The organism is Rhodobacteraceae bacterium M382 (genome assembly GCA_025141015.1).
Classification (GTDB): Bacteria; Pseudomonadota; Alphaproteobacteria; order Rhodobacterales; family Rhodobacteraceae; genus Aliisedimentitalea; species Aliisedimentitalea scapharcae.
The window spans coordinates 3,794,473-3,817,739 of record CP081098.1 but is presented as its reverse complement, the minus strand read 5'-3'; the positions used below and the strand labels follow the sequence as shown (position 1 = coordinate 3,817,739).

The window sequence follows — 23,267 nt, the reverse complement described above, 5'->3', positions numbered from 1 at the left end:
TGAGAAGCTCCGCTGTGATTTAGAATTCCACCACGGCGCGGATGGACTTGCCTTCGTGCATCAGGTGGAAGCCGTGGTTGATCTCGTCCAGGCTCAGCTTGTGGGTGATCATCGGGTCGATCTCGATCTTGCCGTCCATGTACCAATCGACGATCTTGGGCACATCCGTGCGCCCGGCTGCGCCGCCAAATGCGGTGCCGCGCCAGGAGCGGCCGGTGACCAGCTGGAACGGGCGGGTCGAGATTTCGGCCCCTGCCGGTGCCACACCGATGATGATGCTTTCGCCCCAACCCTTGTGTGCGCATTCCAGCGCGGTGCGCATGACGTTGACGTTGCCAGTGGCGTCGAATGTGTAATCTGCGCCGCCGCCGGTCAGCTCGACCAGATGGGCGACCAGATCACCGTCTACTTCGGCAGGGTTGACGAAATGGGTCATGCCAAAGCGGGTGGCCATCTCCACCTTGCCCGGGTTCAGGTCGACGCCGACAATCTGGTCAGCTCCGGCCAGACGCAGGCCCTGGATGACGTTCAGACCGATGCCGCCCAGACCAAACACAACGGCGGTCGACCCGATTTCGACCTTGGCGGTGTTGATCACCGCGCCGATGCCGGTGGTGACGCCGCAGCCGATGTAGCAGATTTTGTCAAACGGCGCGTCGTCGCGCACCTTGGCCAGCGCGATTTCGGGCACGACGGTGTGGTTGGCGAACGTCGAGCAGCCCATGTAGTGATGGATCGGGGTGCCGTCTTCCATGCTGAACCGGGTGGTGCCATCCGGCAGCAGACCCTGCCCCTGGGTCGAGCGGATCGCCTGACACAGGTTGGTTTTTGGGTTCAGACAGTAATCGCATTCGCGGCATTCGGGCGTATAAAGCGGGATCACGTGATCGCCCGGCTTCAGGCTGGTGACGCCTTCGCCGACTTCCAGAACAATACCGGCACCCTCATGGCCCAGAATCGCCGGAAAGATGCCTTCGGGGTCGTCGCCCGAGCGGGTGAATTCATCGGTGTGGCACAGGCCCGTGGCCTTGATTTCCACCAGAACTTCGCCGGCACGCGGGCCTTCGAGGTTCACGTCCATGATCTCCAGCGGCTTGCCGGGGGCAACCGCAACTGCTGCGCGTGTTTTCATCATATGGGGTACGTCCTTCTTGTTGGCGCTCTATATGTTCTTTTGTTGATCGGGGCCTTGCCCGGGGCAAACTGCATCGGGCAGGCGGTCAATTGGTCGTCTTCGGTCGTCACGTCAGGAAGAGCAGAGCCGCCCCGGTCCGTGAGGGCAGTCAGCTCAATTTTCAAACGGTTACAGAAATGGATGACGTTAGGCAAGCATGTGCATATGCTGTGCAGTCTGCGGGTTCGGAATGCGCTTTGCAAAGCTGCCAGGCTTGCGGATTTCGTAATCTCCCATTTCTCGTGTGTGCGGGCCGCAATCAGGCCGCAGCGTGTGATTTCTTAAATGCAGCATACCATTCCCGGTCTGCATGTTCTGGTCCCATATGCGACATGGAATGTCGCAGGACCGATTGTTTGTTGGCGTAGCCTTCGCATTCTGTGATCACAGATGTCAAATGAAAAAATCTGACGTCCCCTCTTGACCTTCCCGTGACTGGAAGCCCCATATCTCGGGCAATGTCATCGACTCGGGATCTGTGCACCATGTCCAACCGCCCTATCGTTTCTCTGCAAATCAGCGGCCTGAATTGCGCCGGATGCGCCGGGCGTGCAGAGCGCGCGCTGGCCGCCGTGGATGGCGTCAGCACCGCCAGCGTCAATCTGGCCAATGCCACGGCACAGGTCACACAGTCCAGCGATGTGGCGCTGTCTGCGCTGACCGATGCGCTGAAGGCTGCGGGCTATCCTGCGGTGACGTCGTCTGTTGTTTTACATGTCGAACAGTTGAATTGCGCCTCCTGCGTGGGACGGGTCGAGCGGGCCCTGATCGGCGCGCAGGGGGTGGTGGGCGCACATGTCAACCTGGCCGACGAGTCTGCGCATGTGACCTATGCGCAGGGCGCTATGACCCCGGGCGAATTGGCGCGGATCGTGACCGAGGCGGGGTACCCCGCGCGTGCCGAGCCGGACCAGGGCACCCGGGCAGAGTCCCAGGACAGGCGCAAAGAGGCCGAGATTGCCGCCCTGAGGCGCAACATGATCATCGCGGCGGCGCTGGCGTTGCCGGTGTTTCTGATCGAAATGGGCGGGCACATGATCCCGGCCCTGCACCATTGGGTCGCGGCCAACATCGGAACGACCAACAGCCATCTGGTGCAGTTCGCTTTGACTTCTGCCGTGCTGATGGGGCCCGGTCGGATGTTTTATGAACGTGGCATTCCGGCCCTGTTGCGCGGCGCGCCCGACATGAATGCGCTGGTGGCGATCGGGACGCTGGCGGCCTATGTCTTTTCGGTGGTGTCGACCTTTGCGCCGGGTGTGCTGCCGGCGGGAACGGCCAATGTCTATTACGAGGCTGCAGCCGTCATTGTGGTGCTGATCCTGGTAGGGCGCTGGATGGAGGCGCGGGCCAAGGGGCGCACGGGGGCGGCCATCCGCAAACTTGTCGGGATGCAGCCGCGTTCGGCCACCGTTTTGCGCGGGGGCAAAGCGGCAGAGGTGCCGGTCGAAGAAATCCGCCCCGGCGATGTGATCCGCGCCCGCCCCGGAGACAGGATCGCCGTGGATGGCACGGTGATCAGCGGCACGTCTTATGTGGACGAAAGCATGATCACCGGCGAACCTGTGCCTGTGGCCAAGACAGAAGGCACCGAGGTGACGGGCGGGACGGTCAATGGCAATGGGGTGATCGAATATAACGCGACCCGGGTTGGACGCGACACCATGCTGGCGCAGATCGTCAGGATGGTGGAGCACGCCCAGGGAGCCAAGCTGCCGGTGCAGGGGGTCGTGGATCGCATCACATTGTGGTTTGTGCCTGCGGTTATGATCGTTGCGGCGTTGACGGTTCTGGTCTGGGCTGTGTTCGGCCCGGCCCCGTCTTTGCCTTTTGCTCTGGTGGCCGGGGTGTCGGTGCTGATCATTGCCTGCCCCTGTGCCATGGGGCTGGCCACGCCGACGTCAATCATGGTGGGGACCGGCCGCGCGGCCGAGCTGGGGGTGCTGTTTCGCAAGGGTGACGCCCTGCAGCGGTTGCAAGAGGTCAAGGTCGTGGCACTGGACAAGACCGGGACATTGACCCAAGGGTGCCCGGCGCTGACCCTGTTGGAAACCAGCCCCGGTTTTGATCGGGCAGATGTCCTGCGTCTGGTGGCCGCCGCCGAAGCGCAGTCCGAACACCCGATTGCCCGGGCTCTGGTTGCGGCGGCGGGTGCGGATCTGCCCACAGCCGAAAAGGTCGAGGCCCTGACCGGATTGGGGCTGTCGGCGCGGGTGGAGGGTCAGGACCTGTTGATTGGCGCGGACCGGCTGATGGCCCGCGATGGCATCGATCTGGGGGCGTTGGCCGAGCGGGCGAAAGAGGTCGCAGCGCGGGGGGAAACACCGATGTTTGCCGCTATCAACGGCCAGATCGCAGCGGTGATCGCGGTGGCGGATCCGATCAAACCGGGCAGCCGCGAGGCCATTCGCGCCTTGCAGGCCCAGGGGTTGGCGGTCGCGATGATCACCGGGGACAACGCGGCCACCGCCCGGGCCATTGCTGGCGATCTGGGCATTGATCACGTCAAGGCAGAATGCCTGCCCGGTGACAAGGTCGCCGCGCTGGAGGCGCTGCGGGCCACGCATGGGGACCTGGGGTTTGTCGGAGACGGGATCAATGATGCGCCCGCGTTGGCGGCGGCGGATGTGGGGATCGCGATCGGGTCGGGCACGGCCGTGGCAATCGAGGCCGCGGATGTGGTTTTGATGTCCGGGGATTTGCGCGGCGTGGTCAATGCCTTTGCTCTGTCACGACGCACGATGGGGAATATCCGGCAGAATCTGACCTGGGCCTTTGGCTATAACATTCTGCTGATTCCGGTGGCGGCGGGGGTCTTGTATCCCTTTGGCGGGCCCTTGTTGTCACCGGCTCTGGCCGCGGGTGCCATGGCGCTGTCCAGCGTGTTTGTACTGAGCAATGCCTTGCGTCTGCGTCGCATTGCGCCGACGCTGGCGGCGCAGACCGCCGCATCTGGTCCGGGGCTGGTCCCGGCACCTGCCGCGGCACAGTGAGAGGAGGCAAAGCGCATGAACATCGGTGACGTATCCGCCCGCTCGGGCCTTCCGGCCAAGACGATCCGGTATTACGAGGACATCGGCCTGATCAAGCCGCATCGCAGCGCCAACGGGTATCGCAGATTTCGTGACAGCGATTTGCACAAGCTGGCCTTTTTGGGGCGCGCCCGGGCGTTGGGGTTCAGCATCGAAGATTGCCGCACCCTGATGGCGTTATACGAGGATGAAACCCGCGCCAGCGCCGATGTCAAACGATTGGCCAAGGAGCATCTGTCACGGATCGAGACCAAGATTGCCGATCTGCAATCCATGCGGGACACGCTGACAGAGCTGGTGGATTGCTGTGCCGGGGACAACCGGCCCGACTGTCCGATCCTCAAGGATCTGTCAGGAAAGCTGTAGGCGGGCACGCTGGTGTCATTCGGCGGCCTGGGTGTCCGAAAAGCTCTGGATGGTCTGGATCACCCCGTCGAGCTGTGTGCCATCGACATCGGCCAAGGCTGCGGTTTTGAGCCGCCGCGCCCAATCCGCCGCATCCGCGCGGTTCTGGACCAGCGCGATGCCCTGCATCACCCGGTCGAATTTGGCCAGCCCCCGGGTGTGGGTGTCGCTGTACCCTTTGATCAGGCGTCGGGTGCCGAGGGTTTCGACCGCCAGATCATAGTTGAGCGGCAGAAGCTGGGACGCGCGGGCCAGCCAGGCCTGCATATGGGCCAATTCGCGGTGATGGCGCAGCATGCCGCGACGACGCCGGCGTTGTCCGGCCAGCCAATAGAGCATCAGGAATGGCACCAGGCGGTCTGAACGCAGGCGCCGCCCCTTGGAAAACAGACGCGCGATCCCACGGACCAGCGCCGGGCGGGATTCGACCCAGAGACCGACGCGGGTGGGCAGCAGGCTGAGGAGTTCGTCGGTCCGGGGGTGGAAGTATTCGGTGAGCTGAAGCACCGCGTCAGCCGGTACACCCAGCTCGTCCCGGACGCGCGCGGTGCGGCGGGACCGTGTTTTCAAATCCGCAACCCGGGGAATGTCGTCATAACACATGGCGTTGGCGAGGTATTTGGCCAGCGTGCTGGTATAGGCAAATTGCTGGGCGTCACCGCCTTGGGCTGCGTCTGCGCGGGCGGCGCTGGCCAGATGGTCCAGGTACTCCTGCCCATAGGCTGTGTCCTGATAGTCGATGACCCGGGCCAGACCGGCGCTGGCCATGTCCTGCACCGGGTCGGGCAGGTGGGCGACGTCGGGCGCGCGGGGGGCGGTGTGGTCAGGCGCGGGCATATGGGGGGAGGGAGACGGGTCGGGGGAGGGAGACGGGTCGGGCGCGCGGGCAGCCGCATAAGCGGCCCCAAAGGCACGCAGGCTGGGCTCGACCCCACGTCCGGAGGCGGTAATCGTGGCCTCGAATGCGGCCCGGTCAAACGGCAAGGCATCAGACCCGGCGAGCGCGCCAAGCAGGCTGGCCGAAATATGGCTTCCGGTGTCGGCGGCGATGGCGGCGAAATCACAGCAGATCAACCGGTGGGCGGCGGCCTGAATATGGGGCAGCACCAGGCCATTGCCGATCACCCCATCGCCCGGTACCACCTTTTCCGACACCGCATGCATCCGATGGTTCGACGCAATCAGCGTGGTGCGATCCGGGGTGACCAAACCACGGGTCACGGCACGTCCGGCCTCCATGATTTCGGCGGCGATGACGATGTCCACATCGCCGGGCGACGGCATCAGCGCCAGCACCGGGGGGCTGCCGGTGTCGGGCAACAGTTCGACGTAATAGATGGTGGCCCCGGTGCGCTGGGCGACGCCGGGGACGGATGTGCTTTGGGCGATATAGCCGTTGCGTTCGGCCAAATCGACAATCCAGTTGGACAGCACACCGCCGCCCTGTCCGCCGACGGCAAGGATGGCCAGCCGGATCAGGCCCGAGTGTTCGAATGAGGCAGTCATGCGGTGCGTCCCCATTTGCGATCGCGCCGCTGTTGCAGCCAGGTGATGACCGATTTGCGCACACCGTCGATGCGCCGTTCCAGCCAGCCGGGGTTGTGCACCCGGTCGGCCTGATAGAACGAGGGGCACAGCACGGCGGCATCTGCGACCTCGCCGCAATTGCCGCAGCCGACACAGGTCTGGTCAATGTGGGCCACCGGGTCGTCACGCAGCGGATCGCCGGTGTGTTTCAGGCCCAGAGACGGGCAGCCCGAGAGCCGCATGCAGGCGTGATCACCGGTACAGACGTCTTCGTCGACACCGAACCGTGGCACCACCTGGCGTTGGCCCGCCTTGATCGCCTGCTGACGGATCGGGCGTTCGCGGCGTTGCAGGTTCAGCATGCATTCGGACGCGGCGATCACCACCTTGGGGCCGGGGGCATCGGTGGTCAGCGCCTCGCGCAGGGTGTCGCGCAATTTGGGCACGTCATAGGTGCGGTCGATCTGGCGGATCCAGTCGACGCCGACGCCCCGGATGGCACCTGCGATGGAATTGTTGGTGGCTTTGGTCTCGTTATCAGCGCGCGAAGACAGGAGGTCCTGTCCGCCGGTCGCGGCAGAGTAATAATTGTCAACGATCACGGTCAGCCCGTCGGACCGGTTGTAGACGGCGTTGCCAATCGACGACGTCAGCCCGTTGTGCCAGAACCCGCCGTCGCCGAGGATCGAAATCGGCCGCGTCGCGCCGCCCGCATCAAAGGCCGCGTTCGAGGCCGGTCCCAACCCATAGCCCATGGTGGAGCCGCCGATTTCGAACGGAGGTTGCGTCGAAAACAGGTGGCAGCCGATGTCTCCGGTGATCTGATGCGGGCCGAGTTCTTCCTGGACCATCTTGAGCGCAGCAAAAATCGGACGCTCGGGGCACCCGGTGCAAAAGCCGGGCGGGCGTTGGGGCAGGGTTTTGGTCAGCGCCGCAATGGCAGGGTCGGGGGCGTCGGTGTTGGGCGCGCGGTCGGCGTCGCTCAGCAGGTCGATGGCGTGATCGCGCAGGAAATTGGTGATGCCCTGATACACAGCTGCGCCGGTGTATTCGCCGGCCCTGGGCAGGTAATCCTTGCCTGTCAGGGTGACGGTCTGCCCAGCCTTGTAGAGCATCGCGGCAAAGGCCTGTTCGATGAAATCAGGCTGGCCCTCTTCGACCACCAGCACCGCATCCTTGCCCGTGCAGAACTGCAGGAATTCGCTGTCGATCAAGGGATAGGTGACGTTCAGCACATAGAGCGGAATCCGGGAGGTGCCGTGAATATCGGCCAGCCCCAGGCGCTGCAGGGCGCGCAGCACGGTGTTGTACATGCCGCCCTGGGTGATGATGCCGATTTTACCTGTTTCCGCATCTGTTTCGGGGCCAAAATGTTCGTTCAGGCGGTTGTCGAGAATGAATTGGACAGCGGCAGGCCAGCGTTCGGCGATCTTTTCCTGTTCGTGCTGGAACAGGGCGGGGGGCAGGACGATCCGGTCGGTTTTGCGGGTCGGGTTTTTCAGCGCATCAGCCACGGTCATTGGCGGAGGTGTATTGGCGCGGGTGGTAAAGGCCCCGTGCACATGGCAGGCCCGGATACGCAGTTCCAGCATGACCGGGGTGTTCGACGCTTCGGAAAGTTCGAACCCGTGGCGCACGGCCTGAACCATCGACGGCAGGTTGGGGCGCGGGTCCAGCAACCAGATCTGCGATTTCATGGCAAAGGCGTGGGAGCGTTCCTGCATGATCGAAGACCCTTCGCCATAGTCTTCGCCCACGATGATCAATGCGCCGCCGGTGACTCCGGCAGAGGCCAGATTGGACAGCGCATCAGACGCCACATTGGTGCCGACCACGGATTTGAAGGTGACAGCCCCGCGGATCGGATAATTGATCGACGCAGCCAGCATCGCGGCGGCCGCGGCTTCGGAGGCGTTGGCCTCGAACCGTATTTCGAGGTCAGACAGGATGTCCTGGGCGTCCGAAAGGACATCCATCAGATGTGAAATCGGTGCGCCCTGGTAGCCGCCCACATAGCCGACCCCGTTTTCAAGCAGGGCCTTGGTGATGGCGAGAATGCCTTCGCCGCGAAAGGTTTCTCCGGCGGGGATCCTGAGGTGTTGGACTTCGGATTTGAATGAGCGTTCGGCCATGGGGTCCTTGGGGAGAGTCGGTGGGGAGAGTCGGTGGGTGGAGACGGTGTGTGGGGTCGATGATGGGTTTGTTCGCCAGAAAAGAATATACATTTTCATATAAATGGGAAGCCGCCTTTTTGCAAAACTGGTATCGGGGGGCTCCCGCCGGGTCATCCCGCCTCTGCGAGGTGGGCGTCCCGTTGGGCCGCGCAGCGCCGTGGGCGCTGCAGGGGAGGGCGGCTGCCCTCTGCGCCTGCGGCGCATTCACCCGCAGGTATTTTTACCAGAAAGAAGCCAGGACGGTCAGAAGAGATGCGGATCACAGCCCGCGTATCTGACGCTCCATGAGGCGTTGATAGAGGCGGGGGGCGATGCCGTTGATCCACCAGGCAGCTGTCGCGATGCGGCCCACAGGGATCATGGGGCGACCGGTCCCATGGCCGCGCAGGATCTGTCGGGCGGCCTGTTCGGGCGACATGTAGTCGAGGCCATCCGGAGCGGAGCCGGGGCGCGCGGTCCCATCGGGTTGGCGATCTGGATTGCCGGTATTGGTGGCGACAAAGGAGGGGGCTGCGATCTGGACCGTGACGCCATGGCGGCGTTCTTCGGAGCGCAAGGACGTGAAGAAGCCCTGGAGCGCGTGTTTTGAGGCGGCATAGGCGGTGCGATTGTGCAGGGGCGCAAAGCCGGCGACGGAAGATATGGCCAGATGTGTGCCACGGGCGGCGCGGACCGGGTGCAGCAGCGCATGGGCCATGGAGATGGCCGCGAAGTAGTTGATGTCAAACACGGTGCGGTGGGTGTCCGGTGCGGTATCGGCAAAGGACCCGATATGGGTGACGCCGGCATTGTAGATCGCCAGGTCGATCTGGGGGGTATCGGTCAGCAGCTGATCCATGGTTGCAGACAATTGGGCCGGATCGGTCAGGTCACATTGCAGGGGCAACTGTGTGGGGTGCCTGTCCAGCCCTGAGATATCGCGATCAATCAGCGCAACCCGCCATCCCTGTGATTGCAGCGCCGTGCTCAGCGCGCGGCCCAGCCCGCCAGCCCCGCCTGAAATGACCGCGGTTTTCACAGGCCCGCCTGTCTGCGCCACAGGTCAAACACCTGGGCACTGTCGAGCTGCGGCGTATAGCCAAAGTCGGATTTGAGACGGTCATTGGCCAGAACCGGGCGATATTGCAGGAACCGGACCTGTTCGGGGCCATAGCGGGTCAGGCCAAGTGGTTTTGCGATCGCCAGGGCGGCTTTCAACGCGGTGGCGGGCAGGCGCAGGACCGGTTTGTTCAGTGACCGGGCCAGATCGTCGATGCTCAGGCTGCCATCCCCGGCGACGTTGAAAATGCCGGGCGGGCCATCGGTGCAGGCGCGCAGTAGAATATGCGCCAGATCCTGGGTCCAGATAAAGACAAACGGGCTGTCGCAGCCGCGCACCGCCAACAGGCGGGGTTTGTGAAACAGCGCGGTGATCTGGTTGTTGGTATCTGCGCCCAGAACCGTGCCAACCCGCAGCACGACCTGTTCGAGCGAGGGGTGGCTTTGACGCGCTTTGGCCAGCATCTCTTCGACCTGGCGTTTGTGATCGGCGTAGGCAAATTCCGGGTTGCCCCGCAGGGCATCGGTTTCGCGCAGGGGCACTGGGTTGTCGGCGTGATAGCCATAGGCAGCCCCCGAGGATGTCACCACCAGTCGCCGCACCCCGTTGGCGCAGGCTGCCCGCAGCACGTTCCGGGTGCCGGTGACATCGACGGCATGGGCCAGATCCCGGCTGGCACCGGCAGACGGGGTGACGATCGACGCGAGATGCACGATCACATCCGGTCGGGTTTGGGTGATCACGCGCTCCGGGTCCGATCCCGTCACGTCCATGGGCAGGAACCGGGCCGCTGTGGGCAAGGCGGGCGCGCGCAGATCGGTCGCGATGATGTCGTGTGAGGTCTTTCCCAGCAGGTCCAGCAGGGCGTGCCCAATCATGCCTGACGCACCGGTGATCAGAATGCGGGTCATGCGGTGGGCTCCGGTTCCGGGCGGTCCAGCGGTGTGCGGGCCAGGACGCCGGCCAGCGCGATACCGGATATCGCGTGCCAGATGCCCCAAAAGGCGGCGACCACGGCCATGCCGCCCAACCCATTGAAAAAGGCAAAGATCAGCACCAGCCCCAGACCCGAATTCTGAATGCCGGTTTCAATGGTCACGGCGCGCCGGTCAAAGGCGGACAGACCAGCCAGCGTTGCTGTCAGATACCCGCCGCCCAGAGCCAGTGAATTGTGCAGGACGACAAGCCCTGCGACGGTCCCGGCAAAGCCCAGGAAAAAGCTCCAGTTGGCGGCCAGCGCCAGCAGCACAAAGGCGACAAAGATCAGGAAGGAAACGATTTGCAACGGTTTGCGCAGGCGCGCGGTCAATTCCGGGTGGCGCTGGTTCAACTGCACGCCCAGAACCAGAGGCAGGATCAGCATCAGGGAGACGGTGACTGCGATCTGAACCGGGTCGATGGCGGTGGACTGCAGGATCGCGCGGGTTGGCGGATAGAGGCTGCCCCAAAGCGCGATATTGAGCGGGGTCAGCACAACGGCACCGACCGTGGCAAAGGCGGTCATCGATACCGAAAGGGCGGAATTGCCTCCGGCGCGATGGGTGATGAAATTCGAGATATTGCCACCGGGGCAGGCGGCAACCAGGATCAGACCCAGCGCAATTGACGGGCGCGGCGCAGTGATCCAGATCAGAACAAACGTCAGCACCGGCAGCACAAGAAACTGCGAGATCAACCCGGTGATCAGCGCCCGGGGGGCCCGCGCCAATCGGCGAAAGTCGGCAGGGGACAAATCAATGGCAATGGAAAACATGACGATCGCCAGGATCGCATTCAGCAGTGTCAGTGATCCGGGGCTGAAGTTCAGCGCGACGTCGTCGATGTTCATTGGGTGGCCTCGACAGCGTTCTGGGGGGCGTGGCGGGTTGGTCCGGGGCTGGCGAGCCGTTTGATCCAGCGGGTCACGGCCGTGCGATACGTCGCCTTGTCGACGTAATAGGCCATGCGGGGCACGTCCAGATAGGCCATCCCACCGGTCGCGCGTTGAAATCCTGCGGATTTTTCGGAGTGCAGCGCCTGAGCCTGGGGGTGGTTGTTGCGCAGCCCGGTGATATAGCGCGCAACCATTTCGGCCTGTTCGTGGCGGCCCTGCCAGCCCAGCCCCGAGGCTTCGACCATGCCGAGCACAAACAGGTCGTCGCGGTGGGGATGCATCGCGTTAAGATACAGATGGGGGGCATCGCCCTGCCAGTTCAGCAGGCTGTGGTCGATGAACGGATAGTGCAGCTTGTAGCCTGTGGCGGCCAGGATCATGTCGTATTCGCCGGTCTGACCATCGCGAAACACAACGGTTTTGCCATCCAGGTGGTCGATGTCAGGGCGAATTGTCAGGTCCCCATGCCCGGCGTGGTACAGCACCAGCGAGTTCACCACAGGGTGGCTTTCGTACAGCGCATAATCGGGCTTGGGAAAGCCGTATTTCTGCGGATCGCCGACAAACCATTTCAGGATCATCCCGTCGACCTTGCGTTTCAGCCACATCGGCAGCTTGATGGCACCCCCCATGGTGTCGGCCGGGCGGCCAAAGACGTATTTTGGGACAAAGTAATAGCCGCGGCGCATTGACAGGTCGCAGCGGGTGCCGTGGTGAATGGCATCGACCGCAATGTCGCAGCCCGAGTTTCCGGCCCCGACCACCAGCACGCGTTTGCCATCGAACTGGGATGGTGCGCGATATTGCGATGCGTGAATCAGTTCTCCGTCAAACTGGCCTTTGAACCGGGGCAGATTGGGTTCGCTGAGCGTTCCGTTCGCGATCATCACCCCGGCAAAAATCTCCTGATGGTCCCCGTCTGCATCGCACCAGTGGACAGCCCAGCCATCACCGTCGCCGCCCAGCGGTTCTATCCGGGTGACTTCGGCATCAAAGTGATAATGGCGGCGCAGGTCAAAGTGGTCGGCAAAGTCGTGGAAATAGTGCTTGAGGGCGTGGTGCGACGGGTATTCGGCCGTGTCTGGCCGCATCGGAAAATCGGTGAATTCGGTCATGTGTTTGGACGAAATCAGATGCGCGCTGTCGTACATCGTGGACCGGGGGGAATCGATGTCCCACAGGCCACCGACATCCGAATGCAGTTCGAACCCCTGAAACGAGATCCCCTGTTCAAGCAGGACCTTGGCCATGGCCAACCCCATGGGGCCCGCGCCGATCAACGCATATCGGTCTGAATAATCTGACATTGCCCCTCCGCCAATTTTTCCTTAGATTGTACGAGCGTTCAAAATAATGCAAGGCAGAGTCATGAATTCGGACGCTGGACCAGACAAACAACGCCAGCGCGCCCCGTCACAGCGGTCGTTGCAAACCCGGGCGCGGATCCTGGATGCGGCCGAGCGGCTGTTTGCAGAGCGCGGGTTTGATGGCACGTCGATGCGCGACATTGCGGTAGAGGCCCAGGTTCAGGTGGGGTTGGTGTCGCATCACGCGGGCAACAAGGCGGCCTTGTTCCATGTGGTGGTTGCACGGCGCGCGGATGAGCTGTCCCGGCGTCGGCTGGAGGCGCTGGCCGGTCGCAGGGCAGTGGGGGATCTGGATGTGCCGGCAATCATGGAGTGTTTCCTGCTGCCCTATCTGGAGCTGGCGCGGACCGGGGGGGCGCAATGGATGGCCTATGCCCGTCTGGTGGCCTATGTGTCGGCTGACACCCGGTGGCGATCGCTGGCGATGGTGTGTTTCGACCCCGTTGCGCAGCAATTTGTCGATGAAATTGCCGCGCTCTATCCGCGGGTGTCCAAGCGGCGGGTTTCAGCCGGGTTCACCTATTCCGTCGCGGCGCTGTTGGCGCAGGTGACGTCGGCGTGGCGGATCGAGGCGCTGGGCGGCGAAGGTCCGCGTCTGCGCAGCCCGGATGACAAGGTGTTGTTGACGTTTTGCGTGGCGGGGATGGAGGCGACGTTGAAATAGGGGGCTCTCCCCCGATGTCCCCCTCCCCATGTGTCCCCGATGTGTCTCCGATGTTTCCCCAATGTGTCCGCGACAGTGCCGCCCATGTGGGGGCTGTTTTGCTGTTATCGCCGCGGATCATCCAGATCCAGAGGGTAACGGCGCGGCATCAGCCCGGCCTGAAACCAACTGACAAAGCTCTCGATCGAATAGACCGGCAACCCGGTGCGTTTGCGCACATCAGCCGCGTAGGGAACCATATTGGTACACTCCAGCACGATGGCGCCCACGTCGGGTTCATTGGCCATGATCTCGTCCGCTGCATCCAGCATGTCCTGGCGGCAGGCGGCAAAGTCGATTTCGGCTGCGTCCCCGAGGATGTCGCGGGTAAAGACGGTTCCGCCATCGGTGCCATAGACCGGTGTATCCGCAGGCACATTGGCAGCGCGCAGGTGGGCGTCGCTCAGGGTTGCCTTGGAGATTGTCAAAATCACCACCTTCTTGCCCGGAGGCAACAGCGCCTGGACCATCGGCACCTGCATGAGCGATGAGGTCGCCACCGGAACGCCCAACGCCGCGCGCAGATCGTCCTGAACCAGCGCCAGAAAGCCACAATTGGTGGTGATGCCATCACACCCCGAAGCAACCAGATCCTGACCTGCCTCGACAAAGATATCCAGGAGATCCTTGGGGTTGCCGCGCACCACCTTGTCCGGTGAGGCACCGCGCACCACCCGGTATTGCACCGGAAACGGCCAGGTCAACGCATTGCCCATGTCACCGGGAATGCGGGGAAATCGGGTTTCCAGCATCAGGATACCGACCGATGCGCCATAGACTGTCTTGCCGCCCCCGAATGTGGAACTGAGTGTGGACATGGGGTGGTTTCCTTTAGAATTCCGGAACATAAAGTTGGGCATAGGCGTCGCGCACCGCCTGCGTCGCGCCTTCGCGACGGCGTTCGATGTGGGCACGCATTTGGGTGCTGGCCGCATCTGCATCGCGGCTGGCAATCGCCTCGAGGATGCGACGATGGGCCGACACCATGGTCTGACCGTCATTGGCGGTCTCGCGCAGGCGTTTCAGGTCGATGAGACGGATATAGCGGATCCGGTCGTTCAGATTGGCCAGCATCCGACCCAGTTCACCATTGCCCGAAAGAGCGGCCAGTTGGCCGTGGAACCGTTCATCCATCGCCAACAGGGATTCCGGGTCGGCGTCGGGGGTATAATCCGGGGCGATTTCGTCGAGTTCGTTCATCAGCGATGTGATCTCAGCGTCGCTGCCACGCACACAGGCCAGCCGGACGGCTTCGACTTCGACCGCGACGCGGGCCTCGTACAGATCCATCACCAATTCGGGCGACAGGGACCGGCAGAAAAACCCGCGCCCCGATTGAAAGGTCAGGAACCCCTCGGCCACCAACCGGTTCAGCGCTTCGCGGATCGGGGTGCGTGAGGCATCCAGCTGTGTGGCCAGCGCGCTTTCGTTGATCCGCGCATCGGGTTTAAAGGCGAAATCCGACGCCATGCGTCTGAGCGCCTCGTACAGCCGGTCTACATTGCTTTCTGATCTGGGGCTTTCTGGTTTCGCCATCCCAATCCTCGCCGGGTGTGTGTTCAGGGTGACCTTAATACGGGATTGACTCGTGTGCAATATTGCATTTTAAGCTGTATACAATTTTGAACGCAGGCCCGTGGCGGGCGATGAACCGGGGGAGTTTCCGACGATGGAAAACCAGATGAATGGTGCCGAAGCGATGGTGCGTATGCTCGAGGCACAGGGCGTCGAACATATCTTTGGCCTGTGTGGGGATACCACGCTGCCGTTTTACGACGCGATGCTGCGGCTGGATCACAACATCACCCATGTGCTGACCCGCGACGAACGCAGTGCCACCTATATGGCAGACGGCTATTCCCGTGTGACCGGCAAGGTCGGCGTGGCCGAAGGGCCGTCAGGCGGTGGTGCGACCTATATCCTGCCGGGTCTGATCGAAGCATCCGAGAGCTCCTATGCTGTGCTGGGCATCACCACTGATATTTCGGTGGCCTCTTATGGGAAATACCCGCTGACCGAGGTCAATCAGGAGGCGCTGATGGCGCCTCTGACCAAATGGAACACGGTGATCAAACGGTCCGACCATATCCCGCGCATGGTGCGTGCGGCGTTTCGTGCGATGACCACGGGGCGGTCGGGGGCGGCCCATATTGGTCTGCCCTATGACGTGCAATATGATGCGGTGGACCCGTCGGACATCTGGGCGGATGGCGCGACCAACAGTTATCCGGCCTATCCTCAGGCCCCGGCCCCCGGCGCGGCGCAGGCGGCAGTCGAGGCAATCATTTCGGCGAAAAACCCGCTGATCGTCTGCGGCGGTGGTGTGGTGATTGCCGGGGCGATGGAGGAGCTGGACCGCCTTGCCACCCGTCTGGACATTCCGGTCGCCACCTCGATCTCGGGGCAGGGCTCGCTGGCGGAAACCCACCCCAACTGTCTGGGTGTGGTCGGGTCGAACGGCGGCACCGATGAGACCTGGGAGATGATGGAGGCCGCGGACCTTGTGGTGTTCATGGGCGCGCGTGCCGGGTCTACCACCACAGCGCGATGGGAGGCTCCCAAACCCGGCACCCGTATCGTACATTTCGACAATGACCCGATGGTGATGAACGCCAATTACCAGACCGAAGTGGCGGTGGTGGGCGATCTGCGCCTGGCATTGGCCGAGGTCAACGCGGTGCTGGACACCCGCGATCAGGGGGCTGACACATTCGGCGGCGCGGCGGCGATTGCCGAACGAAAAGCGCGCAAGTTCGAGATCTTTGACAAGCTGGCACAATCGGATCAGGCCCCGATCCGCCCGGAACGGGTGATCCAGGCGCTGATGAACACGCTGCCTGCGGATGCCACCGTGGTGTCGGACCCCGGCACCAGCTGCCCCTATTTCTCGGCCTACTACCAACTGCCGCAACCGGGGCGTCATTTCATCACCAACCGGGCCCATGGCGCGCTGGGCTATTCGCTGTCGGCGGCGCTGGGGGCGTGGTTCGGACGCCCTGCGTCGAAAACTGTGGCGCTGATGGGGGATGGCTCCTTTGGCTTTACCGTGGGCGAGCTGGAAACCGTCTGTCGGGCGCGCGCGCCGATCACCTATATCGTGTTCTCGAATTCGAACTTTGGCTGGATCAAGGCCAGCCAATTTGCCGACAAGGACGCTCGCTATTACAATGTGGACTTCAATCGGACGGATCACGCCGCCGTTGCTGCGGCCTATGGTGTGAAGTCCTGGCGGGTGGAGAATCCCGACGATCTCGAGCGGGTGCTGCGTGAGGCGATTGCCCATGACGGTCCGACCCTGATCGACGTGGTCACGCAGGCGCTGGAAGAAAGCAATGCGCCAGTGCGCCGCTGGATGGGCTGAACGCCGTACCGCACGGCACTGGCAAAGCGGTCCGGGCGCGGCTGGCCGGGACTGGGGGGGACTGGGCGCGGCTGGGCGGGGCCCCGATGCCGCTCTTCAACACACCAATGAGGGAGCCGGGCACCCCGCTCCTTCATTCATCTCGCCCAAAAACTCCGGGGTGAATGCCCCGACGGGGCAGAGGGGCAGCGCCCCTGTGCGGCATGGATCACAGCGCGCCGTCGCTGGGGTGTTTCAGAGAGGCCACCGCCATGGCGGCCAGTTGGCCCGCCAGGGCCGTGTCAAAGCGTTTTGAATTGTCCTGGCGCGGCTGATACCAGAACAGTGGTGCGTTCAGCAGGGTCAGCACGCTGGCCATGGCGACCCTCGGGTCTCCGCCCATGGTAAAACAGCCGTCCGTCTGTCCACGTTTGATGACGTCCAGAAACAACCCGGCATAATACCGCTGCTCTTTGCGCAGCTGCGTGCGCAGGTCCTGTTCAAAGGCGATCGGAGACTTTGGATCGACGGCGCTGAAGCTTTGCAGGACGACCTTGTGATAGGGCAGGGTGCGCAGGACCTCCTGTACGTGGGTGCGTGACATCCGGTGCAGGCAGCGATCCGGGGACAGATCCAGATCAACGACCGGGGCAACCGCACGATAGGTGAACCGGGCGGCGCGCAATTGCACGGCGCTCAGCAATGCGCCCTTGGAGGGAAAGTGGTGATAGATCCGCCCCTTGGTCGACCCCAGGTGTCCGGCGATATCATCAATCGAAGCCGAGTCGCAGCCCAGCGTCATAAAACACCACGCGGCTGCGTCCAGGATCTCACTTTTGGAAGTCGATAAAGTTTCGAGCATTTTTCCTTCCGGTTTGGAGGCTGTGTTCGAGCCGGTGCGTGTGGAGCCGGTATGGGGACGCATTGAGTCTGGTCTGTCTGGGCCGTGACGCCCGTTGCCCCCCGCCCTTCCAGCCGGGATCACATGTTGCCCCGCCGTCAGTTTGCCGTGTTTTGCGGTTTTTTCCATTTTGACGCTGGGTCGCGCGGATTGACAGGGAAAAAACATACTCGCTAGTCTGTTTTTGACGCCAATGAGGATCGGACGTTGATCGTCGACCTCAGAACAAAAGGCGCACCAGCTGGCCAACGTGTCGGCAACATACCGCCCCGCGGGGTGGAGGGAGGACAATTTGGACGTATTGCAGCTGCTGGTCAGCGGCCTTGCGAATGGCTGTGTTTATGGCCTGATCGCGCTTGGCTTTGTGCTGATTTACAAGGCCACCGAGGCGGTCAATTTCGCTCAGGGCGATTTCATGATGCTGGGGGCGTTTGTGACCCTGGGTCTCACCAATGCCGAATACATGCACCTGCCCTTTTGGGTCGCTGCACCGCTGGCCATCGCAATCATGGCGATCCTTGGATATCTGTTGGATCTCTTCGTCCTGCGGCATCTGTTCGGGCAAAGCCAGACAGCGGTGGTGATCCTGACCATTGCGCTGGGGTTCGTGATCCGGTTCATTGCCGGGGCGATCTGGGGACATGAACCGCAAACTCTGGAAAGCCCGCTGGCGCTGGGTGATTTGCAGATGGGCGGAGTTGTTCTGGGCATGGCGGATGTGGCGGTGATCATCGTGACAGTTCTGCTCACCATTTTCCTCTATCAGTTCTTTCAACGCACCAAATTGGGTCTGGCGATGCAGGCGGCCAGCCAGAACCAGATGGCGGCGTATTACATGGGTATTCCGGTCAAACGGGTGCAGGGCATGATCTGGGGGCTTGCGGGCGCGGTGGCTGCCGTGGCTGGTATCCTGTTTGCCTCTAAAGGCGCGATTGACCCCAATGCGGGTCTGTTGGGGATCAAAGCCTTTGCCGCCGCCGTCATTGGCGGGTTCGGGTCGCTGCCCGGCGCATTGGCCGGAGGGCTGATCGTTGGCATCATTGAACCGTTCGCAGCGCGTTACCTAGAGGCCGGCTACTCCCAGATTGCGCCCTATGTGCTGTTGCTTGCGGTCCTGATCTTCCGTCCACACGGATTGTTCAGTCAGGTCCGGATCAAGAAGGTCTAAGTCATGCGCATTCACTTCAAAACCTCTTATGAGCACGACATCCGCCTGTTCCCGGATCGCTGGACGTTCTCGGTCTATGCGGCGCTGTTGGCTCTTGCCTTTGGGCTCCCGTGGCTGATTGACGAATTTTATCTGGGCGAGGTCACGAATGTTCTGATCTGGGCCATCGCGGGTTTGGGGCTGATGCTGCTGACCGGGCAGACCGGTCAGGCCAGTCTGGGACATGCGGCGTTTCTGGCCGTGGGGTGTTATGCCAATACGATCCTGATTGAATTGGGGCTCCCCTTTATCGTCGCTTTTCCGTTGGCTGGCGTGCTGACCGGCGTGATTGGAACGCTGATCGCCATACCGGTGCTGCGGCTGCATGGGATCTATCTGGCGATTGCGACCATCGCGCTGTCCATTCTGGCCGATGACATTATCGTGCTGCTGGAGCCCTGGACGGGCGGCGTGTCGGGGAAATTCCCTGACATGATCACCATTTTCGGGTTCGAAATCGAACGCTGGTCGATGCCGGCGCGCTTCTATTATCTGGTGCTGGTCGTCACGATCATCTGCACGCTGTTTTATCGCAACCTGCTGCGCTCGCCCTTGGGGCGTGCCTTTGCTGCGGTGCGCGACAGCGAAGTATCGGCCACCGCCATGGGGGTGCATATTGCCCGGACCAAGGGTATGGCCTTTGGCTTGTCATGCATGATCACCGGCTGGGCCGGGGCGTTGATGGGGTATTATGCCGGGACGTTCAATAACGAGACGTTTTCGTTGGTGATTTCGATCACGCTGTTGATGATGATCGTCATTGGGGGGCTGGGATCGATCCACGGCGCGTTTTTTGGCGCAGTCGTCGTGGCATTCCTGCCGCAGGCATTGTCGATCGGCAAGGACATGATCGGCGGCGGCGGCGTTGCCATTCCGGGGCTGGAAACCGGGGTGTTCGGGTTGATCCTGATCCTGTTCATCCTGTTTGAACCCATGGGGATTTACGGCCGCTGGCTGAAAATCCGCACCTGGTTCGAACTGTTCCCCTTTGCGCGCAAGGATATGTTCAAGCGGCAGAAATCCTATCTGAAGACGGAGCGTTTGAGATGAGCCTTTTGGAGATCAACAACGCGACGCTCAAATTTGGCGGCGTGGTCGCTGTGAATGACCTGAGCTTTTCTGTTCAGGAGGGCGAGGTCTATGCCATCGTCGGACCGAATGGGGCAGGCAAGTCGACGGTGTTCAACCTGATTTCGCGGTTCTACGAACCTTTTGCCGGAAGCTTTCAGTTCGACGGGCAGAACCTGTTGGAGTGCAAGGCCGATGAGGTGGCGGATCTGGGGATTGCGCGCACGTTTCAGAATATCGAACTGTTTGACCACGCCACGGTGTTGCAGAACCTGTTGGTCGGGCGCCATCGCCACCGCAAGGCGTCGCTGGTCGAACAGATGTTTTTCACCCCCAGCGTCCGGCGCGAGGAACACGCCCACCGCGAGGCGGTCGAAGAGGTGATCGATTTCCTGGACCTGCAACCCTATCGCAACAAGATGATCGCCGGGCTGCCGTATGGGGTGCGCAAGGTGGTGGAGCTGGGCCGGGCGTTGGCGTCGGGGCCGCGGTTGTTGCTGTTGGATGAACCGGCATCGGGTCTGTCGGTCGAGGAAACCCAAGACATGCGGTGGTGGATTGATGACATCCGCAAACAGATGGGGATCACCGTGTTGATGGTTGAACATGACATGGGGCTGGTGTCCGGTGTCAGCGATCGTGTGCTGGCGCTGGCCGATGGTGCGAAACTGGCCGAAGGGACACCAGCCGAAGTGCAATCCGACCCGGCGGTGATCGAGGCCTATCTGGGCGCGGGGGCAGCGTGATGGGCGAGACATTGCTGGAGGTCAAGAACCTGGAGAGCTTTTACGGTCCGATCATGGCGATCCGGGGCGTGTCGCTCAAGGTGGACAAGGGCCAGATCGTCACGGTTCTGGGGGCCAACGGGGCCGGTAAATCGACCCTGTTGAAAACCATTTCCGGCATCATGGACCCGGAAAAGGGCAAGATCGTCTTTCAGGGGCAGGAAATCCAGGGCAAAGAGCCGCATAAAATCGTTCAGGCGGGCATCGTGCATGTGCCCGAAGGGCGCGAAGTGTTTCCGCTGCTTACGGTCGACGAAAACCTGAGCCTTGGGGCCTATACCCGGTCCGACAAATCCGAGATCGAAAAGGACCGCCAGCTGGTGTTCGACTATTTCCCGATCCTGGCCGAACGGCGGGATCAGGAGGCAGGAACATTGTCAGGCGGGCAGCAGCAGATGCTGGCCATCGGGCGTGGGTTGATGTTGCGCCCACAGATCATGTTGTTGGATGAACCGTCGCTGGGGTTGTCGCCATTGCTGGTTCAGGAAATCTTTGCCATTCTGAAACGGCTGAACACTGACGAAGGCGTCACCATGATGCTGGTCGAACAGAACGCCCGTATTGCGCTGGACGCTGCCGATTTCGGATATGTCATGGAAATAGGGCGTATCGTCATGGACGGCAGCGCCGACCGGCTGATGGAAAGCGACGATATCAAGGATTTCTATCTGGGCCATCAAGAGGTCGGGGAACGTGGCGAACGGCGCTGGAAGCGCAAGAAGACATGGCGGTAAGGGAGGGACGATCATGAACATGCAGGCCCAACCAACGATTGAGCTATACGGTGTCACCTACAACGCCGTACCCGGCCAGCGCCCGCTGACAGTCGATGGCTGTGACACGATTTCGAAACTCTTTGCCAGCCGCTGTGCCGATTTGCGCGACCGCACTGCGCATCGGGAAAAGGATTTCGGCATCTGGAAGAGCTACTCCTGGCACAGCTATTGGGACCACGCCAAATGGATTGGCCTGGGGCTGATGGCGCTGGGATTGAAACGGGGCGAAGTGGTTTCGATCCTCAGCGAAGACAACAAGGAATGGCTGTATGCCGACATGGGTATTCAAGGCGTCGGCGGGATCGCCTCGGGCGTTTATACCACCGATTCCGCGCATCAGCTGGCCTATCTGATCAACGACAGCGACAGCCGGTTCCTGTTTGTCGAAAACGATGAGCAGCTGGACAAATACCTGGAGATCCAGGATCAGGTGCCCGGATTGGCCCGCGTCATCATCATGGACCGCGATGGGCTGCATGATCTGCGCCACGACAAATGCGTGTTCATTGACGAGCTGTATGACACGGGCCGCGCCTATGAGGCGGAAAACCGTGGGGTGTTCGAGGCCGAGATCGAAAAGTCCCAACCTGGTGACACGGCGTTGTTGATCTATACATCCGGTACCACGGGGATGCCCAAGGGGGCGATGATCAGCAACGAAAACGTGTTGGCCACCATCGAATCCGGGGCCCGTGGATTGGCGGTGCACACGGATGACGAACAGCTGTGTTTCCTGCCGCTGTGCCATATCCTGGAACGCAACGTGTCGGTCTATTTTCCGCTGGCTGCGAAAAGCACGGTGAATTTCGCCGAAAGCCCGGAAACTGTGTTTGACAACATCCAGGAGGTGTCGCCGTCGACCTTTTTCGCCGTGCCCCGGGTGTGGGAAAAGGTCTATTCCCGCGTTCTGGTCATGGCACAGGAGGCGACTTTGATCGGGCGCTGGGCGTTTTCGCGCGCCATCAAGGCAGGCGAGGCGCGCGCCGATTATGTGATGCAGAACAGCCCGGTGCCAGGGGGCGTCGCGGCCAGGTACGCGGTTTGGGATTTTCTGGTGCTGCGCAACCTGCGCCGAATGCTGGGCATGGACAAGATGCGCCGTGGCGGCACCGGTGCTGCACCAATTTCGCCGGAATTGCTGAAATGGTACTGGTCCATCGGCGTGCCGCTGGTCGAAGGGTACGGAATGACGGAAAACACCGGCCTGTCGGCAATCAACACGCTGGATGTGAACAGGCCCGGAACCGTGGGCAAGGCCATTGAGGGCATCGAAATCCGTATTGCCGAAGATGGCGAGATCCAGACTTTTGGGGCCAACAATTTTCAGGGATATTGGCGCAACAACGAAAAGACCGCCGAAACCTTTACCGACGATGGGTGGTTGCGCACGGGCGATGTGGGGCGGTTGGATGCGGACGGGTTCCTGACCATCACCGGTCGGATCAAGGACATCATCATCACGGCAGGGGGCAAGAACATCACCCCGGCTGAAATCGAAAGCCGGTTGAAGTTCAGCCATTACATTTCGGACGCGGTGGTGATCGGGGATCAGCGCAAATATCTGACCTGCCTGATCATGATTGATCAGGAAAACGTGGAAAAATTCGCACAGGACAATAAGATACCATTCAGTGATTTTGCGTCGCTCTGTGCGGCGCAGCCGGTGGTGGACCTGATCCGCGCCGAAGTTGATGCGGTGAACAAGGAATTTGCCCGCGTCGAACAGATCAAGGATTTTCGCCTGATCAACGTTTTGTTGACGGCTGAAGACGATGAATTGACAGCAACCATGAAGCTCAAGCGTGGCTTGGTGGAAAAGAAACACAAGGCGCTGATTGACGACATGTATTGAAGCGCGGCCCACCGCGCCGGTTGAACCCAAGGGAGGAAATTTCT

Annotated in this window: 19 protein-coding genes; 9 read left to right on the top strand and 10 right to left on the bottom strand. The window is 61.8% G+C overall.

Annotation, left to right across the window (positions count from 1 at the left end; genetic code table 11):
- Positions 1–19 precede the first annotated feature (19 nt).
- Positions 20–1,132, bottom strand: coding sequence for an S-(hydroxymethyl)glutathione dehydrogenase/class III alcohol dehydrogenase (locus K3727_17690; GenBank protein ID UWQ93442.1), 1,113 nt, complete (start codon positions 1,130–1,132; stop codon positions 20–22).
- A gap of 527 nt (positions 1,133–1,659) precedes the next feature.
- On the opposite strand from K3727_17690, the gene K3727_17685 reads away from it, so the two are divergent.
- On the top strand, positions 1,660–4,167 hold the full coding sequence (locus K3727_17685) for a heavy metal translocating P-type ATPase (GenBank protein UWQ90576.1): 2,508 nt from the start codon (positions 1,660–1,662) through the stop codon (positions 4,165–4,167).
- Positions 4,168–4,182: 15 nt separating this feature from the next.
- A complete protein-coding gene (gene cueR / locus K3727_17680; protein UWQ90575.1) occupies positions 4,183–4,572 on the top strand; it encodes a Cu(I)-responsive transcriptional regulator in 390 nt (129 codons plus the stop codon).
- Between the two features lie 15 nt (positions 4,573–4,587).
- On the opposite strand, the gene K3727_17675 is transcribed toward cueR, so the two are convergent.
- From K3727_17675 to K3727_17650, 6 genes are all read right to left on the bottom strand, one after another.
- A complete protein-coding gene (locus tag K3727_17675) occupies positions 4,588–6,132 on the bottom strand; it encodes an indolepyruvate oxidoreductase subunit beta family protein (protein ID UWQ90574.1) in 1,545 nt (514 codons plus the stop codon).
- On the bottom strand, positions 6,114–8,270 hold the full coding sequence (locus K3727_17670) for an indolepyruvate ferredoxin oxidoreductase subunit alpha (protein UWQ90573.1): 2,157 nt from the start codon (positions 8,268–8,270) through the stop codon (positions 6,114–6,116). Before K3727_17670 ends, K3727_17675 begins: the two co-directional genes overlap by 19 nt.
- Positions 8,271–8,571: 301 nt before the next feature.
- Complete coding sequence (locus K3727_17665; GenBank protein UWQ90572.1) at positions 8,572–9,330, bottom strand: SDR family NAD(P)-dependent oxidoreductase; 759 nt, start codon at positions 9,328–9,330, stop codon at positions 8,572–8,574.
- Positions 9,327–10,262 (bottom strand): SDR family oxidoreductase, encoded by a 936-nt coding sequence (locus tag K3727_17660; protein UWQ90571.1) that lies wholly within the window; start codon positions 10,260–10,262, stop codon positions 9,327–9,329. Before K3727_17660 ends, K3727_17665 begins: the two co-directional genes overlap by 4 nt.
- Positions 10,259–11,179, bottom strand: a complete 921-nt coding sequence (locus tag K3727_17655) for a bile acid:sodium symporter family protein (protein UWQ90570.1) — start codon at positions 11,177–11,179, stop codon at positions 10,259–10,261. The genes K3727_17660 and K3727_17655 overlap by 4 nt, the downstream gene beginning before the upstream one ends.
- A complete protein-coding gene (locus K3727_17650) occupies positions 11,176–12,531 on the bottom strand; it encodes an NAD(P)-binding domain-containing protein (protein ID UWQ90569.1) in 1,356 nt (451 codons plus the stop codon). The genes K3727_17655 and K3727_17650 overlap by 4 nt, the downstream gene beginning before the upstream one ends.
- Before the next feature lie 61 nt (positions 12,532–12,592).
- Here K3727_17650 and K3727_17645 point away from each other — a divergent pair, with 61 nt between their 5' ends.
- Positions 12,593–13,255 carry a TetR family transcriptional regulator gene (locus K3727_17645; protein UWQ90568.1) on the top strand — a complete coding sequence of 221 codons (663 nt, stop codon included), beginning with the start codon at positions 12,593–12,595 and terminating at the stop codon, positions 13,253–13,255.
- A 104-nt stretch (positions 13,256–13,359) separates the two neighbouring features.
- Here the strand turns inward: K3727_17645 and K3727_17640 are convergent, their stop codons facing one another.
- A complete protein-coding gene (locus tag K3727_17640) occupies positions 13,360–14,112 on the bottom strand; it encodes an aspartate/glutamate racemase family protein (protein UWQ90567.1) in 753 nt (250 codons plus the stop codon).
- Between the two features lie 13 nt (positions 14,113–14,125).
- The gene (locus K3727_17635; protein ID UWQ90566.1) at positions 14,126–14,830 is read right to left on the bottom strand and encodes a GntR family transcriptional regulator; all 705 of its coding nucleotides are present in this window, start codon (positions 14,828–14,830) and stop codon (positions 14,126–14,128) included.
- 133 nt (positions 14,831–14,963) lie between these two features.
- Here K3727_17635 and K3727_17630 point away from each other — a divergent pair, with 133 nt between their 5' ends.
- Positions 14,964–16,655, top strand: coding sequence for a thiamine pyrophosphate-binding protein (locus K3727_17630; protein UWQ90565.1), 1,692 nt, complete (start codon positions 14,964–14,966; stop codon positions 16,653–16,655).
- 208 nt (positions 16,656–16,863) lie between these two features.
- On the opposite strand, the gene K3727_17625 is transcribed toward K3727_17630, so the two are convergent.
- Entirely contained in the window at positions 16,864–17,496 is a 633-nt protein-coding gene (locus tag K3727_17625; protein UWQ90564.1) for a TetR/AcrR family transcriptional regulator, read from the bottom strand.
- A 331-nt stretch (positions 17,497–17,827) separates the two neighbouring features.
- Here K3727_17625 and K3727_17620 point away from each other — a divergent pair, with 331 nt between their 5' ends.
- The 5 genes from K3727_17620 to K3727_17600 are packed head-to-tail and all read left to right on the top strand — an operon-like array spanning position 17,828 to position 23,223.
- Positions 17,828–18,703 carry a branched-chain amino acid ABC transporter permease gene (locus tag K3727_17620; GenBank protein ID UWQ90563.1) on the top strand — a complete coding sequence of 292 codons (876 nt, stop codon included), beginning with the start codon at positions 17,828–17,830 and terminating at the stop codon, positions 18,701–18,703.
- A 3-nt stretch (positions 18,704–18,706) separates the two neighbouring features.
- The gene (locus K3727_17615) at positions 18,707–19,792 is read left to right on the top strand and encodes a branched-chain amino acid ABC transporter permease (protein UWQ90562.1); all 1,086 of its coding nucleotides are present in this window, start codon (positions 18,707–18,709) and stop codon (positions 19,790–19,792) included.
- Positions 19,789–20,556 carry an ABC transporter ATP-binding protein gene (locus tag K3727_17610; protein UWQ90561.1) on the top strand — a complete coding sequence of 256 codons (768 nt, stop codon included), beginning with the start codon at positions 19,789–19,791 and terminating at the stop codon, positions 20,554–20,556. The genes K3727_17615 and K3727_17610 overlap by 4 nt, the downstream gene beginning before the upstream one ends.
- Positions 20,556–21,329, top strand: a complete 774-nt coding sequence (locus K3727_17605; GenBank protein UWQ90560.1) for an ABC transporter ATP-binding protein — start codon at positions 20,556–20,558, stop codon at positions 21,327–21,329. Before K3727_17610 ends, K3727_17605 begins: the two co-directional genes overlap by 1 nt.
- Positions 21,330–21,342: 13 nt before the next feature.
- Complete coding sequence (locus tag K3727_17600) at positions 21,343–23,223, top strand: long-chain fatty acid--CoA ligase (protein ID UWQ90559.1); 1,881 nt, start codon at positions 21,343–21,345, stop codon at positions 23,221–23,223.
- Positions 23,224–23,267: the final 44 nt, after the last annotated feature.

What these genes read in the sequence shown, in the direction of transcription:
- K3727_17675 (UWQ90574.1), bottom strand. Translation starts at nt 6,132, where the DNA reads ATGGGGACGCACCGCATGACTGCCTCATTCGAACACTCGGGCCTGATC.
- K3727_17605 (UWQ90560.1), top strand. Translation starts at nt 20,556, where the DNA reads ATGGGCGAGACATTGCTGGAGGTCAAGAACCTGGAGAGCTTTTACGGT.
- K3727_17610 (UWQ90561.1), top strand. Translation starts at nt 19,789, where the DNA reads ATGAGCCTTTTGGAGATCAACAACGCGACGCTCAAATTTGGCGGCGTG.
- cueR (UWQ90575.1), top strand. Translation starts at nt 4,183, where the DNA reads ATGAACATCGGTGACGTATCCGCCCGCTCGGGCCTTCCGGCCAAGACG.
- K3727_17635 (UWQ90566.1), bottom strand. Translation starts at nt 14,830, where the DNA reads ATGGCGAAACCAGAAAGCCCCAGATCAGAAAGCAATGTAGACCGGCTG.
- K3727_17685 (UWQ90576.1), top strand. Translation starts at nt 1,660, where the DNA reads ATGTCCAACCGCCCTATCGTTTCTCTGCAAATCAGCGGCCTGAATTGC.
- K3727_17640 (UWQ90567.1), bottom strand. Translation starts at nt 14,112, where the DNA reads ATGTCCACACTCAGTTCCACATTCGGGGGCGGCAAGACAGTCTATGGC.
- K3727_17660 (UWQ90571.1), bottom strand. Translation starts at nt 10,262, where the DNA reads ATGACCCGCATTCTGATCACCGGTGCGTCAGGCATGATTGGGCACGCC.
- K3727_17630 (UWQ90565.1), top strand. Translation starts at nt 14,964, where the DNA reads ATGGAAAACCAGATGAATGGTGCCGAAGCGATGGTGCGTATGCTCGAG.
- K3727_17625 (UWQ90564.1), bottom strand. Translation starts at nt 17,496, where the DNA reads ATGCTCGAAACTTTATCGACTTCCAAAAGTGAGATCCTGGACGCAGCC.
- K3727_17600 (UWQ90559.1), top strand. Translation starts at nt 21,343, where the DNA reads ATGAACATGCAGGCCCAACCAACGATTGAGCTATACGGTGTCACCTAC.
- K3727_17645 (UWQ90568.1), top strand. Translation starts at nt 12,593, where the DNA reads ATGAATTCGGACGCTGGACCAGACAAACAACGCCAGCGCGCCCCGTCA.
- K3727_17650 (UWQ90569.1), bottom strand. Translation starts at nt 12,531, where the DNA reads ATGTCAGATTATTCAGACCGATATGCGTTGATCGGCGCGGGCCCCATG.
- K3727_17655 (UWQ90570.1), bottom strand. Translation starts at nt 11,179, where the DNA reads ATGAACATCGACGACGTCGCGCTGAACTTCAGCCCCGGATCACTGACA.
- K3727_17670 (UWQ90573.1), bottom strand. Translation starts at nt 8,270, where the DNA reads ATGGCCGAACGCTCATTCAAATCCGAAGTCCAACACCTCAGGATCCCC.
- K3727_17615 (UWQ90562.1), top strand. Translation starts at nt 18,707, where the DNA reads ATGCGCATTCACTTCAAAACCTCTTATGAGCACGACATCCGCCTGTTC.
- K3727_17690 (UWQ93442.1), bottom strand. Translation starts at nt 1,132, where the DNA reads ATGAAAACACGCGCAGCAGTTGCGGTTGCCCCCGGCAAGCCGCTGGAG.